The sequence below is a fragment of the Pseudomonas sp. NFACC14 genome, from assembly GCF_900106885.1.
Taxonomy (GTDB): Bacteria; Pseudomonadota; Gammaproteobacteria; order Pseudomonadales; family Pseudomonadaceae; genus Aquipseudomonas; species Aquipseudomonas fluorescens_AA.
In genome coordinates, this window is sequence record NZ_FNOA01000007.1 from 103,697 (window position 1) to 119,468 (window position 15,772).

Annotated in this window: 14 protein-coding genes; 12 read left to right on the forward strand and 2 right to left on the reverse strand. The window is 59.9% G+C overall.

Going from position 1 to position 15,772, the window contains the following annotated elements:
* Nucleotides 1-14 precede the first annotated feature (14 nt).
* The gene (locus BLU85_RS13330; RefSeq protein WP_092203652.1) at nt 15-587 is read right to left on the reverse strand and encodes a TetR/AcrR family transcriptional regulator; all 573 of its coding nucleotides are present in this window, start codon (nt 585-587) and stop codon (nt 15-17) included.
* Nucleotides 588-709: 122 nt separating this feature from the next.
* Here BLU85_RS13330 and BLU85_RS13335 point away from each other — a divergent pair, with 122 nt between their 5' ends.
* From BLU85_RS13335 to BLU85_RS13355, 5 genes are all read left to right on the forward strand, one after another.
* On the forward strand, nt 710-1,468 hold the full coding sequence (locus BLU85_RS13335; RefSeq protein ID WP_092203505.1) for an SDR family oxidoreductase: 759 nt from the start codon (nt 710-712) through the stop codon (nt 1,466-1,468).
* A 37-nt stretch (nt 1,469-1,505) separates the two neighbouring features.
* The gene (locus tag BLU85_RS13340; RefSeq protein ID WP_256572876.1) at nt 1,506-2,111 is read left to right on the forward strand and encodes an NADPH-dependent F420 reductase; all 606 of its coding nucleotides are present in this window, start codon (nt 1,506-1,508) and stop codon (nt 2,109-2,111) included.
* A gap of 442 nt (nt 2,112-2,553) precedes the next feature.
* A complete protein-coding gene (locus tag BLU85_RS13345; protein WP_092203503.1) occupies nt 2,554-2,829 on the forward strand; it encodes a hypothetical protein in 276 nt (91 codons plus the stop codon).
* A 171-nt stretch (nt 2,830-3,000) separates the two neighbouring features.
* Entirely contained in the window at nt 3,001-3,441 is a 441-nt protein-coding gene (locus tag BLU85_RS13350; protein WP_092203501.1) for a hypothetical protein, read from the forward strand.
* Nucleotides 3,442-3,471: 30 nt separating this feature from the next.
* Nucleotides 3,472-6,381 carry a DUF4132 domain-containing protein gene (locus BLU85_RS13355; protein ID WP_092203498.1) on the forward strand — a complete coding sequence of 970 codons (2,910 nt, stop codon included), beginning with the start codon at nt 3,472-3,474 and terminating at the stop codon, nt 6,379-6,381.
* A gap of 54 nt (nt 6,382-6,435) precedes the next feature.
* Here the strand turns inward: BLU85_RS13355 and BLU85_RS13360 are convergent, their stop codons facing one another.
* The gene (locus BLU85_RS13360) at nt 6,436-7,350 is read right to left on the reverse strand and encodes a LysR substrate-binding domain-containing protein (RefSeq protein WP_060742845.1); all 915 of its coding nucleotides are present in this window, start codon (nt 7,348-7,350) and stop codon (nt 6,436-6,438) included.
* A gap of 185 nt (nt 7,351-7,535) precedes the next feature.
* Here BLU85_RS13360 and BLU85_RS13365 point away from each other — a divergent pair, with 185 nt between their 5' ends.
* The 7 genes from BLU85_RS13365 to BLU85_RS13395 all read left to right on the forward strand — a co-directional run bounded on the left by BLU85_RS13365 (nt 7,536) and on the right by BLU85_RS13395 (nt 15,597).
* On the forward strand, nt 7,536-9,056 hold the full coding sequence (locus BLU85_RS13365; RefSeq protein ID WP_092203496.1) for an ABC transporter substrate-binding protein: 1,521 nt from the start codon (nt 7,536-7,538) through the stop codon (nt 9,054-9,056).
* Between the two features lie 105 nt (nt 9,057-9,161).
* A complete protein-coding gene (locus BLU85_RS13370) occupies nt 9,162-10,079 on the forward strand; it encodes an ABC transporter permease (RefSeq protein WP_064053624.1) in 918 nt (305 codons plus the stop codon).
* Between the two features lie 9 nt (nt 10,080-10,088).
* Nucleotides 10,089-10,991: an ABC transporter permease gene (locus BLU85_RS13375; protein WP_092203494.1), complete on the forward strand. Its 903-nt coding sequence runs from the start codon at nt 10,089-10,091 to the stop codon at nt 10,989-10,991.
* A 31-nt stretch (nt 10,992-11,022) separates the two neighbouring features.
* A complete protein-coding gene (locus BLU85_RS13380) occupies nt 11,023-12,039 on the forward strand; it encodes an ABC transporter ATP-binding protein (RefSeq protein WP_092203492.1) in 1,017 nt (338 codons plus the stop codon).
* On the forward strand, nt 12,036-13,025 hold the full coding sequence (locus tag BLU85_RS13385; protein ID WP_092203490.1) for an ABC transporter ATP-binding protein: 990 nt from the start codon (nt 12,036-12,038) through the stop codon (nt 13,023-13,025). Before BLU85_RS13380 ends, BLU85_RS13385 begins: the two co-directional genes overlap by 4 nt.
* On the forward strand, nt 13,022-14,446 hold the full coding sequence (locus BLU85_RS13390; RefSeq protein ID WP_092203488.1) for a M20 family metallopeptidase: 1,425 nt from the start codon (nt 13,022-13,024) through the stop codon (nt 14,444-14,446). Before BLU85_RS13385 ends, BLU85_RS13390 begins: the two co-directional genes overlap by 4 nt.
* Nucleotides 14,443-15,597, forward strand: coding sequence for a M20 family metallopeptidase (locus tag BLU85_RS13395; RefSeq protein ID WP_092203486.1), 1,155 nt, complete (start codon nt 14,443-14,445; stop codon nt 15,595-15,597). The genes BLU85_RS13390 and BLU85_RS13395 overlap by 4 nt, the downstream gene beginning before the upstream one ends.
* Nucleotides 15,598-15,772 lie beyond the last annotated feature (175 nt).

The window sequence follows — 15,772 nt, forward strand, 5'->3', positions numbered from 1 at the left end:
CGCCGACTTGAATGCTACTGGTTTCTTTGCTTCAGGCTTTCGGGGCTGCCAGCGCATAGACCGTCCATGACCAAGTCCATCAATCTGGCAAGACGTGAGCGCCATTCGCCCTGGCAATCTATTTGCCATATGCCGGCAGTGGCTAGAAAAAAATCGTCGTGGGTAACCCCGCTACGAATCGTTCCAGCCTTTTCATTCGCCCTCAAAAGCGACTCGGCTGCTGCCTGGACGGGGGCGTACCCCGACTTTCCTGGAAACTCGTAGGTGGAAGCTGCTTGTCGTATCGCGGTCGCAAGTCCCGCCTTTGTCATTGCATATTCAGCGAGGCAATCCATCCATTCTCGGAGGGCTTCCTTAGGGGGTTTTGTCGCGAGCAGCTGTTCCGCCAACGAGGCCACTTGCTGCATTTCGAATTGATAAACCTCGAATACCAGTTCCTCTCTGTTGGCGAAATGGCGATAGAACGTGCCCTGTCCCACTTCAGCTTTCTTCGCGATCGCGCTCAGCGGGACAGCAGGATCGAGTGTCAACTGCGCCACAGCGACTTTCAGAATTCGTTCTCGGTTTTTCTTGGCGTCAGAACGCATCGCCAACTCGTCATTCCTGGGCAAAGTTTTTTCCTTCGCTGCATTGCAAAGCGGACAGTTGTCCGGTAGTTTTTTCTGCAAGTGGACACCTGTCCGCTTACCTACTCTTACCGGAGTTTACTATGAACAGCACTGGCAACACGATCCTGGTTACCGGCAGCACTTCAGGCATTGGCCTCGGCCTGGCGCTCAGGCTGCACAAGGCGGGAAACAACGTCATCATCGCGGGACGTCGCAAGGCTCTGCTCGACAAGATCGTGTCGGAACATCCAGGTATTGAATCGGTATTGCTGGACGTCGCCGATCCACAATCCATCGAGCACGCCCGCGAAGCGCTTGCGATCAGCCACCCGAATCTCAACGTTCTGATAAACAATGCGGGCATCATGCACTGGGAAGATCTGACTGATTCCCAGTACCTGGGCACAGCCGAAGATATCGTGACAACGAACCTGCTGGGCACGATTCGCATGGTGTATGCCTTCACACCCCAACTGATCAAGCAGCCCAGTGCAACGATCGTGAATGTCAGTTCGGCTTTGGCATTCGTCCCATTGCCTGCGACACCGACCTACAGCGCGACCAAAGCAGCCGTTCATTCGTTCACTCAAAGTCTTCGCGTGCAGCTGGAGGATTCGTCAGTCGAGGTTATCGAGCTTGCGCCACCGGGCGTGCGGACCACTTTGCTCGGTCAGGAAAATGACGAACACGCCATGCCTTTGGATGAGTTCCTGGATGAAATCTTCGAACTGCTCGAGATCACCCCGACCCCATGCGAACTTGTCGTCGAACGTGCCAAGCCATTGCGGTTTGCTGAAGCGAACGGGGCACACGATGAGGTATTGAAAATGCTGGCAGGATACAAACCACCGGCTGAATGATGTTAAGCGTGTCGGTAGCACCTCGACGGGGCACCGCTTGTTTGAACGGCGCCTGAAGGTGGTTCCTACTCAGCGTGGCGAGGTGGACGTTGTCATTCTCTCGATCCCCTTTGCGAAATACCCTGATCTCAAGCAGATGTTGAGTAATGTTCCCGACAAAGTCGTCATTGACACATCCAATTACTATCCAGGACGGGACGGGTCAATCAAAGAAGTAGACGACGGCAAGCCCGAGAGCGTCTGGGTAAGCGAGCAGATTGGCCGCCCGATCATCAAGGCATGGAACGCCGTCCTCGCAGCGACGCTTGCCGACAAAGGCCAACCCACCGGGTCTTCAACACGCATCGCCTTGCCTGTCGCCGGGGATGACGCCAATGCCGAGGCAATCGCGCAGGCTCTTGTCGAAGATACCGGTTTCACCGCGCTTGCCGCTGGTAGCCTTGAGGAGTCATGGCGCCAGCAGCCAGGCACGCCAGCGTATTGCACCGAACTGACGTTGCCGGAGCTGAAATCGGCCTTGTGTGCGGCAGATAAAACGAAGGCGCCTCAAAACCGGGACGCACTTCTGGCCAAGTTCATGGCTTCTGGCAGTCAGTTCACCCATGAGCAAATCGTTGCAACGAATCGTGCAATGACAGCCTGATTACCGGATTACGCGCAGGGGTTGACGGCATCGAAGTTGTGAATGGATCTACCCCATCGGTGAATCCAATCCGTCAGGATGCGACCCGTGTGCTGAGCAGCGATTGGGGTATGGCCTGATCGGGCGCTCACTACAAATTCCCTGTGTGGAACGCGCTAGCGCGGGGTCAGCTTGTAGTGATGTTGAATGTACCGACACTATCGCGAGCAAGCTCGGCTCCCACAGGGTTCTCGGGTGTTCATGGACCCCGCGTTCACCCTCCCCGGCACGCGGGTGACGCCAAGTTATTGGCATAAAAATCGATGAAATAAAAATATATTAATACAGCGACAGTTTCCCGACGCGCGGTACCAACGTGCCATTGCTGGCGATTTAAATCGAAGCTCATTATCCGAAGGCAACCCCGCTAAACGTTTAGCCCAGCCGACCTGGACTACAGGATGTGTTCACTCGCATCGCGCAAGGGAGCAATACCGAGATGATGACTGTTTATTTTGTTGTGATGACGATCTGCAGTGGCATCGAAGGCTGTGTCGAGGAACGCAAACCGGGGCCTACCTTCGCGACCAGGGCAATGTGCATGGAGACGGCCAGAGTCATGGCACCGCGCAAAGGTGTGAAGTTCAAATGTCGCAGCGAGCGTATGTGGGTGGTCGAGACGCCACCCATGGAAGGCTACGGCAAAATCGTCTCCACCAAGAGCACCGTCCAGCCTTAGCACTACGGTTTTTCCGCCGACAACAGAAGTTCATCGGCCGCTCGGCGCAGGGAGGCTGACCGGCGAATATCGTAAAGATGCAAAGAGAAGGCGACGTGATGAAATTTATTGCACACGGGGCTATGCTACGGCGCCATCCGCCCGGCTGGCCTGGCTTGCAAGGAACGCGTCATGGAGTTCGTGGTTCATAGCTATTGCCTGAAAGGCGCACGCCAAGAGCCTTTGCTGCCCCCTGTCACCCTGACTCCGACCGCGTCGACCTTGACGGTCGCCGAGCTCATTCGCCTGACCGTAGCCGAACAGATCGCCGCGCTGTCGGTCCAGCACTGGCTGGAACAAATGTCGGTGCGTGAAGTGCTCGACCGCCAATACCTGAGCGAGCGGGACATACTTCGGCAAGCCAGTGAAGGCGCGGTGGTCATGCCCCAAGTCAGCGCGCCTCCAGACCTGGATGTCGGCGTTGAGGTCGAACGCGCCTTGAAGGGTTTTGAAAACCGTGCATTCCGCGTCCTGCACAACGGCGTCATGCTGCAAAGGCTCGATGAGACAATCGAGCTGAGTCCCCCTTCCACCCTCGCGTTTATCCGCTTGGTGCCACTGCTTGGCGGCTGATCCTCGCCACTCACTTCTTCGGACAATATCATGCCGTCACGCCGTCCTGTGCCTGAACAAGCCACACGCCTCGCAGCACTGCGAGCATTCTGTGACAAAGCGCTGGATGACTATCCCGAGCTCAGTCGCTATGACGTATTCGAGCCCGACTTCTGGGACAGCATCGATTTCCTGCGCCTGGCCGATGACTGGGTCAGGCAGCATCCCAAGGATGGGCCCAAGGCACTGGCCGATGGTTTTGTGTTCCCGACCGTTTGGGACGATCTGGAGGACCGCCGCGATCAACAGCGCTACGGTCTGCAATATCGACTCTGCGATGCCTGGGTCACGGCTCACCCGGATGCCTATGGGTTGGAACAGATCTGCGCGCGACTGCGGCACATGCTGCAATTTGCCTTCGAGGACAGTGACTATCCACTGCCCACTGACGAAGATGGCCCGGCCTATTACCGAAGAAGTCCGGACCAGGCCTGGGCCTTCCCCGATGTTCACGCCTGCCTCCAACGCCTGAGCGATTACCCGTCCACCCCGGCCTGGCAGACCTTCGCCGAATGGTTGCTGGACGGCAGCTGGAACCGCGAACAGCCCCCTTCAACGCCGGGTGGTGAACAAAGGAAAATCGCCGATGCGTATATCTACGGGCACAAGGAAATCAGGCGCATCGCCCTGGGCCTGATGGAAGCGGGTCGCCTCGATTACCCGCGCTTCGTCCGGGCGGCCAATACCTGGGGCCGCGCCATGATGTTCTACTCAGACGACACCGGACTGGACAGCGATGATGCGGACCTGAATCGGTACGCCGATGAAGATTTCGACGAGGACGACTCAAACGACGATGACCCGCAAGACATCGATGATGAGTCATCTCAGCCTGACGACACCCCCGCCGAAGTGCCCTCGGAACTGGCGAACTTCACCGCTCGTTACGTCGAGGACGCCCTGGCTGGATTGCCCGATGACGCCGAGCGGCTGGCTGACACCTTCCGCTTGGTCGAGGTGTATCAGACCCGCTGGTTGCTGCAGGCCTTGGCGGTCATCGAACGACTGGGGATGACGCCGGCTGACTTTGACAGCTTCGGCGATACGGCCGCGGTGCTCCAATGCTTCCTGCCGCTTCAGGATTTGCCCAAACACCAATCGGCAGAGCTGCTCGCGGCGTTGTCCGGCTTTTCGAGAAATACCCTGCTGACCGCCCTGCCCTACGCCGGACAAGCCAGCCGGGTGGTACTCGACGCGCTCGGCTGGAGCGATCTGCAAGCCTTCCAGCGTGAATACCTGAACATTGCCCTGGCACCTCGATCCGGCTGGGGCACCGACCTGCCCAATACGCTGGATGAAACCGTGGGCGTGGTGGACCGCTACCTGCTGGACAAGGCGCTGGCCGAGGCCGACCCAGACCACTTGCGCGAGTACCTCGCGACGCTCGCTCCCTCGCACTGGGCATTCCCCGAGACCCGTGTGCTGCTCGACGCCTACCAGGGCATTGGTCGAGCGGCGCTGGAAAAGAAGTTGACCCGCCATGCACAGGCGGCAATGCGCATCTATGGCTTGCTGCCGGTCATGGATTCGGACGATGTACGCCAGCGTTATCTGACGCTCAAGAAACTGCACAAGGAGGTGCGCAAGTACGGCGCTGAACGCCAGGCCAACTCCCACGCAGCGGTGCAGGCAGGCCTGGAAAACCTGGCGCGTGTCGCCGGCTACCCCTCGGCGATTCGCCTGGAATGGGCCATGGAATCGGAGATCGCCGAATCCGCCCTGACCGCCGCCACCATCGATGGCTATGACGTCACACTCGTCATCGACGGCTTGTCACCCACATTGCGGATCTGCAAGGCCGCAAAGACGCTCAAGACCGCACCGCCTGCGATTCGCAAGAACGCAGCCTTCATCGACCTCAAAACGCAGCAGACCCAGCTCAAGGAGCAGATCGGCCGCTTCTGCCGCACCCTGGAAGCGATGATGAGCAGCGGCGAAACCCTGGCCCTGGACGACCTGAAGCCACTGTTGAAAATGCCCGCTGCTCGCCTGCTACTGGAACAACTCATTGTGCAGGCCGACGGCGCTGCGCTGGGCTGGCTCGATGCCGCGACGCTGACGGTGACTGACCTTGAAGGCCGCCAACACATCGCTGAAAAGACTCTGCGTATCGCTCACCCTTTTCATCTGTTCACGGCAGGCCAATTGTCGGCCTGGCAGAAAGACGTGGTGACCCATCGCCGCGTGCAGCCATTCAAACAGGCCTTTCGCGAGTTGTACCTGCTCACACCGGCCGAGCGAGACACCGGCCTGTGGTCCAACCGCTTTGCCGGCCACCGCCTGAAAGCCAACGTCGCCGCCCGGTTGCTACAGGTGCGCAACTGGTCGACCTCCAGCGTCGAGGACATCTATTACGAGAGCAAGGAGCATGGCATTTACGCCCTGTTCAACTTTCTGGATACCGGTCATTACCTCTCGGAAACAGAACACTTTACCTTCGACACGATTGCGTTCCACCGCGACCACAAAGCCATCCCCCTTGAGCAAGTACCGCCGCTGCTGTTCTCGGAAGTCATGCGTGACGCCGACCTGCTGGTCTCCGTGGCCCACACCGCAGACGACTACAGCACCAGCCACGAAACCGTGCAACGACGCGCCGAACTGGTCGGCGAGCTGATTCAAGGGCTAGGGCTGCGAAACGTTAAATGCGAAGGGCACTTTCTGCACATTACCGGCCAGCGTGCGAACTACCGCATTCATCTGGGCAGCGCCGCCATCCATATCGAACCCGGCCATTACCTGTGCATCGTACCCGCAGCCAGCAACGCCAGGGAGTTCTACCTGCCGTTCGCCGACACCGACAAGAAAATGGCCGAGGTGCTGAGCAAGATGTTTCTGTTGCTGGATGACATGAACATCACCGATAACCTGATCCTGGAGCAAATACAACGCTGCGGCTGATGGTCGAAAAAATCGAATGACGTCATTCAAGCATTGAAGCCCCACTCACCCGGCTCAGAGCCTGGCTTTCGCCAGATCCGCAATCAGAAAATCCCTGAATGCACAAACCGCTGCCGGTAGATTGCGTCCAGCCATGCTTTGCAGTTCGATGCGCCGCGCATGCATGCCTTCATCGAGGATCGGCAAGCATTGCAGTGCCTTGTCCGCCACCTGCTTGTGCAAGGTCATTTCGCTGGCCAGGCTGATACCCCCCTCTTCGCGGACGAAGCTATAGAGCGAGGCAACGTAATTGGTGGTCAGCACCGGGTCGAACAACAACCCCTGTACACCGCAACAGATGTCGAACAGTTGCCGTATCGTGGTGTCGGCCTTGGGTAACGCAATGGGCCAGGGTTGCAGCTCAGCGAGGCTGACCGCTTCACGCCCGGCCAAAGGATGAGCGTTGGAGACCACGGCAAAAATCGCTCCGCTCAGGACATGTTCGACCTTGATTTCCTTTTGCGGCGTCAGGCTGAAGGTCATCGCCAGATCGGCTTCGCCGGAGCGAACCTTCTCGGTCGCTTCGGCAGGCGCACAGACCTCCAACGTGAAATGAATGCCCTGATACTCACGCCGGAACGCGCTGATGGTCCTGGGCATGTACTCCAGCGCAAATCCTTCCGAGCAGGCCACATGCACATGACCTCGTTGCAAGCCATGCAGCTCGGTAATTTCCAGCACCACCTGCTCGGCCTCAAGCTGCGACTTGCGCGCATAAGCCGCCAGTCGTACCCCCGCCTCGCTCAGCACCATACCCCGGGCACGACGCTCGAACAGGCTGGCATCCAGGGCCAATTCAAGCTTGGCAATCTGCCGGCTCACCGCTGACGCCGCGACGTTCAGCCGTACCGAGGCTTCGCTGATCGATCCGCATCGCGCCACTTCAAGAAAATAGCGCAGTGCCGTGGACTGCACACCATACAGCTGCATCGGCGCCCCCAAGGTTTGCCTTTTCGGCAAAGGAAGTATCGAAATATTATTCTTGTGGCATTGATAGCCTTTCCCTACATTCGTGTCCAGATCAAAAAAAACATGACCTGTCTTTTTACCCTCCTTTCCGCTTTTGCGATTCGCTGCCCTTTGATTCAACCACTCTCGCCAACGGAGACGACGGCATGGGCATCAAAGGTTTCGCCTGCACTATCGCGCTGATGGGCATCATCAGCAGTTTTCCGGCTCATGCCGGTAAAGCCAACGACACCCTGGTTTACGCTTCCGACAGCGAGCCTGAAAACATCAGCCCCTATCACAACGATCTACGCGAAGGCGTGATTCTCGGTCGGCTGATCTGGGACAACCTGATCTACCGCGATCCCAACAGCGGCGAATACAAACCCATGTTGGCCACCCGCTGGACACAGGTCGACGACACCACCATCGACTTCGAGCTGCGCAAAGACGTCAAATTTCACAACGGCGACGCCTTCACCGCTGACGACGTGGTGTTCACCCTCAACTACGTGGTGTCGCCCGAAGCGAAAGTCGTGACCGTGCAAAACGTAGACTGGATCAAGAGCGCCGAAAAAACCGGTGACTACAGCGTCCGCCTGCATTTGAAGAAGCCCTTCCCTCCGGCGCTGGAATACCTGTCCAACGCCGTTCCGATGTTCCCCAAGCAGTATTTCGAAAAGGTCGGCCTGGCCGAATTCAGCCGCAAGCCAATCGGTACCGGACCGTATAAAGCCGTGTCGGTGGTGGCTGGCGAAGGCGTGACCATGGAGATCAACAAGGACTACTTTCCAGACAGCCCACAAGGCAAGCCCCATATCGGTCACCTGAAATTCCGAGTGATCCCGGATGCGGAAACCCGCCTGGCCGAGTTGATGACCGATGGTGTCGACTGGACCTGGCGTGTGACCTCGGATCAGGCGGTCGACCTCAAAGGCATGCCGAACCTGACCGTGACCAGCGGCGAAACCATGCGCATCGGCTTCCTGATTCTTGATGCCCGGGGCACCTCCACTGAAAACTCGCCGATGAAAAACCTCAAGGTGCGTCAGGCCATCAACCATGCGATCAACCGCAATGCGCTGGCCACGCAATTGGTGGGTGGCGAAGCCAAGCCCTTGCAGGTTGCCTGTTATCCAGGCCAGTTCGGCTGCGATACCACCGCGGCCACGGTCTACGACTATGACCCGGCCAAGGCCAAGGCGCTGCTTGCCGAAGCCGGTTACCCAAATGGCTTCGAGACCGAAATCTTCGCCTATCGCGACCGTGATTACGTCGAAGCCATCATCGGCAACCTGCGCGCCGTGGGCATCAACGCCAAGCTGCGCTTCTTGAAGTACGCCGCCCTGCGCGATCAGCAACGTGGCGGCAAGGTGCCCATGTCGTTTCAGGCCTGGGGCTCGTTCTCGATCCTCGACACCTCGGCGTCGGCCGGCACCTGGTTCAAGGGCAACCCGGACGACAACATCAAGGATCCGCAAGTCCAGGGTTGGTTGCAGACCGCTGACAACGCCCTCGACCCGCAAGTGCGCAAGGACAACTACCGCAAGGCGTTGCAGCGCATCAGCGAACAGGCGTATTGGGCGCCGCTGTTCAACTACTCGATGAACTACGCCTACACCTCCGAACTGGCGTTCACGCCATATCCGGATGAACTGCCGCGTTTCGTTCAGTCCAGCTGGAAGTGATCCGCAACCGAGCGGATTGATCGAGAGGCGCCGTGGCTTGCGGACCAACCCGCACCACGGAGACCTCCTCACACCTGCCATCCATTGGATATGAGGAAACTTGCCATGCTTGGATTCCTTCTGCGCCGGCTGGGCATCGCTATTTGCGTCGCCATTACCGTGTCGGTGATCAGCTTTTCTCTGTTGCACCTGTCCGGCGACCTGGCCACGGCCATTGGCGGACCGGAAGCCACCAGCGAACAGATCGAACAGATCCGCGTGCAATACGGTTTGAACAAACCGCTACCGACCCAGTACTTCAACTGGCTGGGCGATTTGCTGCGACTGGATCTGGGTAACTCGTTTTTCTTTCAGGAATCGGTCTACAACCTCGTCGCCAGCCGCTTGCCCATTACCCTCGGCTTAGGGGCCATGGCGCTGGGCATCGCCTTGCTGGTGGCGATTCCACTGGGCGTGCTGGCGGCGGTCAAGCGCGACACCTGGATCGACCGACTGGCCTTGAGCATTGCCGTACTGGGCCAGGCCATGCCCAGTTTCTGGTTTGCGTTGATGTTGATCGTGGTGTTCGCCGTGACACTCAAGTGGCTGCCGGTGTCTGGCAATTCGACCCTGCTGCACTTCGTCATGCCGGCCATTGCCTTGGGCTACTACGCGACGCCGGCGATTATGCGCCTGACCCGTGCAGGCATGCTTGATGTGCTCAGTTCCGATTACATCCGCACCGCCCGCGCCAAGGGCCTGCGCCCTGCCCGCGTGTTGTTCAAGCACGCACTGCGCAACGCCTTGATTCCGGTCGTCGCGCTGGCGGCGGTGGAGTTCGGCTTCATGCTCGGCGGTTCGGTGGTGATCGAAACCGTGTTCTCCCTGCAAGGCATCGGACAACTCGCCTGGGACGCCATCGCCCGTGATGACTTTCCGGTGGTACAGGCCGTGGTCCTGCTGATTGCGGTGATCTACATCATCCTCACCTTGCTGGCCGATGTGCTCAACGCACTGCTCGACCCGCGCATTCGCGTGCGCTAGGAGGCTTACATGAGCACCCCCACTACCCTCGCGATCAATGACTACCTGCCACCCCCCAGCAGCCTGAGCCGAGTGCTTGGCAAGAGCTTTCGCCATCGTGGTTTCGCCATTGGCACGGTGTTGTTGCTGATCATCTTCACCGGCGCACTCTTCGCCCCGTGGCTGGCGCCTCATGACCCTTATGCGCAAGACGTGATGCTGCGCATGAAACCGCCGGCATGGATGGCCAACGGCACGTGGGAATACGTCCTGGGAACCGACAAGCTGGGCCGTGATTACCTGTCACGACTGCTCTACGGCGCACGTATCTCACTGTTCATCGGCATTGCGGCGGCGTTGATTTCCGGCTTTATCGGCACTGTCATGGGGCTGTTGGCGGGTTACTACGGCGGCAAGGTCGATGCGTTCATCAGCTACCTGATCACCACCCGGCTGGCGATGCCGGTCGTGATGGTCGCGCTGGCCTCGGCCTCGTTGATGGGCGGCTCGCTGAAAGTGGTGATCGTGCTGCTGGGCTGCCTGTTATGGGATCGCTTCGCGGTGGTGGTCAGGGCTTCGGTGCAACAGATACGCGATGCTGAATATGTGGCGTCGGCCCAGGCGCTGGGCTGCTCGACCCTGCGCATTCTGGCCAGTGAAATCCTGCCCAACCTGGTCGGCGCACTGATCGTCGTCGCGACGCTGGAAATGGCCCACGCGATCCTGCTGGAGTCGGCCCTGTCATTCCTTGGAGTTGGCGTGCAGCCGCCGACGCCGTCCTGGGGCTTGATGATCGCCGAAGGCAAACCCTACATGTTCTTTTCCCCGTGGGTCATCGCCATTCCTGGCGTCGCCCTGATGATTCTGGTGCTGGGCATCAACCTGGTCGGCGATGGCCTGCGCGATCTGATCCTGCCCGACGGTCGCAACTGATAGACGGCCTTACTAATAGAGGGTACCGAACATGGCACTACTCCATGTTGAAAACCTGCGCGTGGACATCCCCATGGGCAACAGCCCGACGCCGGATGACATGCTGCATGCCGTGCGCGGTCTGAGCTTTGAAGTCGAACGCGGTGAAATGTTGTGCATCGTCGGCGAATCCGGCTGCGGTAAATCCTTGACCTCGCTGGCGCTGATGGACCTGTTGCCACGCAAGGCCAAACGCACCGCGTCGCGGCTGACACTGGACGGTATCGACATGATCGGCCAGAGCGAACGGCGCATGTGCGACCTGCGCGGGAACCGTCTGGCGATGATCTTCCAGGAACCGATGACCTCGCTGAACCCGGCCTACAACATTGGCGATCAGCTCAGCGAAGTGCTGACTCAGCATCGCAAGGTGTCGCGCAAGGATGCCCTGGCTCGTGCCGCGCAAATGCTGGAGAAAGTCGGTATCAGCAATGCCACCGAACGCTTGCGCCAGTACCCGCATCAACTGTCTGGCGGTTTGCGCCAGCGGGTGATCATCGCCATGGCGTTGATGTGCGAACCGGACCTGATCATCGCCGATGAGCCCACCACGGCCCTGGACGTGACCATCCAGGCGCAGATCCTGCGCTTGATCCGCGACATTCAGAAAGAACTCGGCCTGGCGGTGATTTTCATCACCCACGACCTTGGGCTGGTGGCACGGATCGCCGATCGGGTCGCGGTGATGTACGCCGGGGAAATCGTCGAAACCGCCCCTGCCCTGCAACTGTTCGAGAACCCGCAGCATCCGTACACCCGTGGCCTGCTGGCCAGTATTCCAATCCCTGGCCGGACCAAACCGGGCGAGGCCCTGGGTTCGATTCCAGGCCTGGTGCCAAGCCTGGTGGGCGAACAGCAAGGTTGTGCGTTCCGCAATCGTTGCGCCCAGGCGATAGCGGCCTGCGCACAAGACATCCCCGAAGTCGAGCAGGACGGACACATGGCGCGCTGCCTGTTCGCCGCACCGGCTCCGGCACCGATTCGCCTTCTGGAGCGCGCAAGGTCATGAAAAAAGACATCACGTTGGAGCTGTGTGACATCCGTCGCGAGTTTCGGATCAACAAGGGCTTTTTCAAACCCGCCGCCATCCTGAAAGCCGTGGATGGTGTTTCCCTGCGCCTGATGCGTGGCGAGACCCTCGGCCTGGTGGGTGAGTCCGGTTGCGGAAAAAGTACCCTGGCAAAGCTACTGCTCGGTCTGTTGGCGCCGACCAGCGGCGATGTGCTGGTCAATGGCAAACATTTGGCGGCGACGGATCGCAAGGAAATGTCCCGGCACATCCAGCCGATATTCCAGGATCCGTATTCCTCGCTGAACCCACGCAAGACACTGCGGGAAATCATTACCCTGCCGCTGATCGTGCATGACATCGGCAGCCCCGCCGAGCGGCGCAAGAAGACCGAAGCGATGCTCGATGTGGTCGGCCTGCCCAAGCGGGTCATCGACAGTTATCCGAGCCAACTGTCCGGCGGCCAGCGGCAACGGGTGGCCATTGCCCGGGCGCTGATCATGCGCCCTGACGTGTTGATCTGCGACGAACCCACCTCAGCGCTGGACGTGTCGGTGCAGGCGCAGATTCTCAACCTGCTGCAAGACCTCAAGCGCGAATTCGGCCTGACCTATCTGCTGATCAGCCACAACCTGGCGGTCATCGAACACCTCGCCGACCGGGTCGCGGTGATGTACCTGGGGCGCATCGTCGAAGAACGTACGCGCGAATCGCTGTTCGCTGAACCCGGCCACCCGTATACCCGCGCCTTGCTGGATTCGGTGCTCACCCCCGATCCGCGCCTGGGCATTCCCGAAATCGGCCTGCGCGGTTCCTTCCCCAATCCGATGTCTCCGCCCTCCGGTTGCACCTTCCATCCGCGCTGCCCGAGCTGCTTCGCTCCCTGCAAGACGGCCTACCCGGCCAATGATCCGATTATCGGCGGCAACGTACGTTGCCACCTTCACGACAATCCCGCCCAAACACTGGAGCTCGTCCACTCATGAGTCGTTCACTGGCCATCAGCAACACCACCGAGCAATTTGATAACGGCGCATTTTTCAGTTTGCTCGAACGTAGCGTCGCCTTGCACACCGAAAGCCAGGCAACGGACAGCCGGCCCGAGTTGTATCGCTACCTCCATGACTTCATCACCCCCCATGTCGAGGCGATGGGCTTCAGCGTCAAGATCTATGACAACCCGGTGGCAGAGCGCGGTCCTTTCATGATCGCCACACGCATCGAGCATCCAGAACTGCCGACCGTGCTCAGCTACGGCCACGGTGATGTGGTGCGCGGCTATGAAGCCCAATGGCGTGAAGGCCTGTCGCCGTGGCAAGTCATTGCCGAGGGCGATCGCTGGTACGGCCGCGGCACGGCGGATAACAAAGGCCAGCACCTGATCAACCTGACCGCGCTGGAGCAAACCCTCAAGGCTCGCGACGGCAAGCTGGGGTTCAACGTCAAGCTGCTGCTGGAAATGGGCGAAGAAGAAGGCTCGCCGGGCTTGAACGCGTTCTGTGCCGCCCACAGCGACGAGCTCGCGGCGGATGTGTTCATCGCCTCGGACGGCCCGCGTCTGGCGGCATCACGACCGACGATTTTTCTCGGCTCACGGGGGGTGTTCAACTTCGAGCTGGTGGTCAATCTGCGTGAAGGCGCCCATCACTCTGGTAACTGGGGCGGGTTGCTGGCCAACCCCGGGATCATTCTGGCCAATGCCATCGCGAGCATGGTCGATGAGCACGGTCGGGTGAAAGTCGCGGGCCTGATGCCCGAGACACTGCCTGAACCGGTTCGCCAGGCACTGGCCGATATTGAGGTGGGTGGCGGACCGGGCGATCCGGAAATCGATGCCAACTGGGGTAACCCCGAGCTCTCCCTGAGCGAAAAGGTGTTCGGCTGGAACACCCTCGACGTCATCGCCTTCAAGACCGGCAACCCGGACGCCCCCGTGCATGCGATCCCCGGCAAGGCCAATGCCCACTGCCATATCCGTTTCGTGGTGAACAGCGACTACACGACCTTTATCCCGGCTGTGCGTGCCCACCTGGATGCTCATGGTTTCAGCAATGTCGAGGTCAGGCAAAGCCACGTCGAGGTGATGCATGCCACTCGGCTGGACCCGCAAAGCCCGTGGGTCAGTTGGGCACTCGGCTCCTTGGCACAGACCACCGGCAAAAAACCCGCGCTGCTGCCAAACCTTGGTGGCTCGCTGCCCAACGATGTGTTCGCGGACGTGCTCGGCCTGCCAACCTTGTGGGTGCCGCACTCGTACCCGGCCTGCTCGCAACATGCGCCGAACGAGCACTTGCTGGCACCGGTGGTCAAGGAAAGCCTGCAAATCATGGCCGGGTTGTTCTGGGACCTGGGCAACGACGCGGCACGCCTGACCCAGGAACATCAGTTGCGGGAGCAGGCGCAATGAATGCCACACCACAACAGGCGCTGGACTGGCTTGCCGACCAGCGCCCAGCCATGGAAGCGCTGCTGCAGCGTATCGTCGACACCGACTCCAACAGCTATGACAAAGCCGGCGTCGACGCGGTGGGGGCGCTGCTCGCGGCAGAACTGGAAGCCGACGGCATCCTGCTCAAGCGCATGCCGGTCGATGGTTTTGGCGACGTGATGCTCGCCGAAGTGCCAGGCGAACCTGGAAAGCCGGTGTTGCTGCTGGGCCATCGCGACACGGTGTTCCCCAAAGGCACCACCACGACGCGCGGCTACAGCCGCGATGGCGACCTCGCCTTTGGCCCCGGCGTCGCCGACATGAAAGGCGGCCTGGTGCTCAATTGCTTCGCCCTCATGGCACTCAAGCGCGCCGGCCAGTTGCCCTATCCGGTGCAGGTCCTGTACACCGGTGACGAAGAAATCGGCTCCGGCAGCGCCAGGATCCATATCGAACAGGCAGCCCGTGCCGCCCGCGCCGTGCTCAATACCGAACCCGGCCGGGCCAGTGGCAACGTGGTCAGCGCACGCAAAGGCGGCGCCACGCTGATCATCGAAGTCTTCGGTCGCGCGGCGCATGCCGGGGTCAACCATGCCGACGGCGCCAGCGCCATCGAGGCCCTGGCACGCAAAATCGTCAAGCTCCATGCCCTGACCGATTACGCGGCAGGTATCACGACTAATGTGGGCCTGATATCCGGGGGCACCTCCAGCAACACCGTCGCACCGAGCGCCTCGGCCCGGCTGGATGTGCGCTTCATCGAACTCAAGCACTGGGATCAAATCCTTACCGCAATCCTGGCCATCGTCGCCGAAGAAGAACTGATCGGCACCCATGCCATCCTCAAGGAAGCGACCACCTTTCTACCCATGGAGGCCCGTCACAGCGAACGATTGCTGCACATCTACCAACAAAAAGCCCTGGCACTGGGTTTCAGCGTCGAAGGCGAGTTCACCGGCGGTTGCGCCGACTCCGGGTTCACCGCCAGCCTGGGCATTCCAACCCTGTGTGGCCTCGGGCCGGTGGGTGGTAAGGTCCATACCGATCGCGAATACCTGGAACTGGACACGCTGGTGCCTCGTGCCCAGGCGTTGGTGGCGACCATCCTGGCTGTTGGTGAGAGCAGTTGAGATAACGGGGCGTCGAGATCGAAGTACAAAGCAAGAACTAGAGCAGGACACACATCCAGCCGCTATGTAGCCGGACCACTGCTATCGCGAGCAAGCTCGCTCCCACATGAATTCGCGGGTGTTCACAGCATCTGCACACGACACAAAAACCTGTGGGAGCGAGCTCGCTCGCGAT